The organism is Flammeovirga aprica JL-4, from assembly GCF_012844305.1.
Classification (GTDB): Bacteria; Bacteroidota; Bacteroidia; order Cytophagales; family Flammeovirgaceae; genus Flammeovirga; species Flammeovirga aprica.
Genome location: NZ_JABANE010000267.1, coordinates 1 through 1725 on the forward strand (window position 1 = coordinate 1; position 1725 = coordinate 1725).

The following is a 1725-nucleotide window of genomic DNA, read 5'->3' on the forward strand; positions in this document are numbered from 1 at the left end:
CTATGACCATTTTTCACTATATCGTTGCCTTCACAGTGAGGACAACGTATTTCTTTGTAATGTCTCATATACATATAACAAAGAATCAACCTAAATCATCCATTACCATTATTTTTTTACTTTATAATCCATGAGAGCCTCATAAAGTACGTAACCATCACCTTCTTCAGATAACATTAACTGTACTGCTTCAGGGTAACCTCCTTTATTAAACTCTTTATATTCAAATTTGATAGAAGAATTATCATCCAATATAAAAGCTCTTTTCGGTGCTCTTGTCAATTCTAAATTATCAAGCTCAGGTATGATAGCGTTGATTGTAGGGCCGAAGAAGTTTTTCATATCATCATAATATTCCATCATGATCACTTTTCTAAATCCTGCTTCTCTCACCATATTATATCCATAACTTATTTCCCCTGTGATTTCATCATAAGAACCACTATATTCAAAAGAAGCCTCTTGATAAGCCCAAATTTCAACCGGATTTAGATTTGCATCATAAACCACTCTTAAAATTGAGTCACTTTCAACACCACCTTCATTACTTAGTACACTTTCTAATTTATCATTTGCATCATAATTGAAAGAAAGATCTCCATTTGATTTTACAAATGATCCATTTTGTTTTGTATACTCTTCTATTTTAGAAATATTACTTCCTGTATAAGACATTTTAATGTACTCATTATACTCTCCACCCTTATCATCAGAGCTGTATACTTTTGATACATTGTCTCCATCATATTCTCTATATAAATAATCAGCTTCCAAAATATCTCCCTTTTCTATAGTTCTGATATCAAGATATTTCGTTTCTAATAGATAATAGTCTAGATCTCCAATAGTCAATAAATAATAGTAATTCCAAACATCAGTAGGTGATTTTTTAACACTGTAAGAATATCCGTGATTTTCACTGCTAGGTGCAGATACCACTGCATCAGAATAAGGAATACCATTAAGGTAATAGACTTTATAATAATTTCGAGAGTTATTAATATCGACTACTACTACAGCGTCTTCGTTTGACGAATATTGAATCATGCTTTCTGTAAACGTCACCTCAGAATATAAAAAATCAGAGTTGAAATATACCCAACGATAATCATAATAAATATTTGGTCTGGTGGCATACGCCAAAGCTTCAGTATACGCTATTTTACCATTTTCAAACGAATGCTTTAATGCTATCTCAGGATAAACTTCTCCATCCTCCACACTATTAACCGTTACTGATGCAATCTGAAAATCGTCAGTATACTCAAAATTGGCCATATCAAAAGCACCGATTCGAAGTGCTTTAAAGAAATATTTGCCATCAACATCTACTAATTTGCTGTCTTCAACTGCACCGTCTTTGACCACTAAATCAAATCGATAAACTACATCATTCGTCATTGTGATCACTAACTCTCCAGTTTCGTCATCAAATACAATACTTTCAATGCCATTACCTACAGCTCCATCTTGTCCATGAACTGGATCAGGGAAATTCACTGTAGCTGTTTGACCATTTTCAAAAGTGATAGTCATACTTGTACCATCTTCTGACATTCGGTAAGAAGCCACGTTGCCATTACCAATGATTTCGGCAATTTCTTCTGGTGTTTGATTTGGTAATGGATGATTTAGGTTGATTCTTTGTTATATGTATATGAGACATTACAAAGAAATACGTTGTCCTCACTGTGAAGGCAACGATATAGTGAAAAATGGTCATAG

1 protein-coding gene is annotated in these 1725 nt (G+C 33.3%); it reads right to left on the reverse strand.

All coding sequences use genetic code 11. The features are described from left to right. Positions 1 to 108: 108 nt before the first annotated feature. Positions 109 to 1557 (reverse strand): hypothetical protein, encoded by a 1449-nt coding sequence (locus HHU12_RS33745; RefSeq protein WP_205960072.1) that lies wholly within the window; start codon positions 1555 to 1557, stop codon positions 109 to 111. Positions 1558 to 1725 lie beyond the last annotated feature (168 nt).

Excerpts from the sequence above, each read along its gene's own strand:
- HHU12_RS33745 (WP_205960072.1), bottom strand. The coding sequence starts at position 1,557 with ATGTCAGAAGATGGTACAAGTATGACTATCACTTTTGAAAATGGTCAA.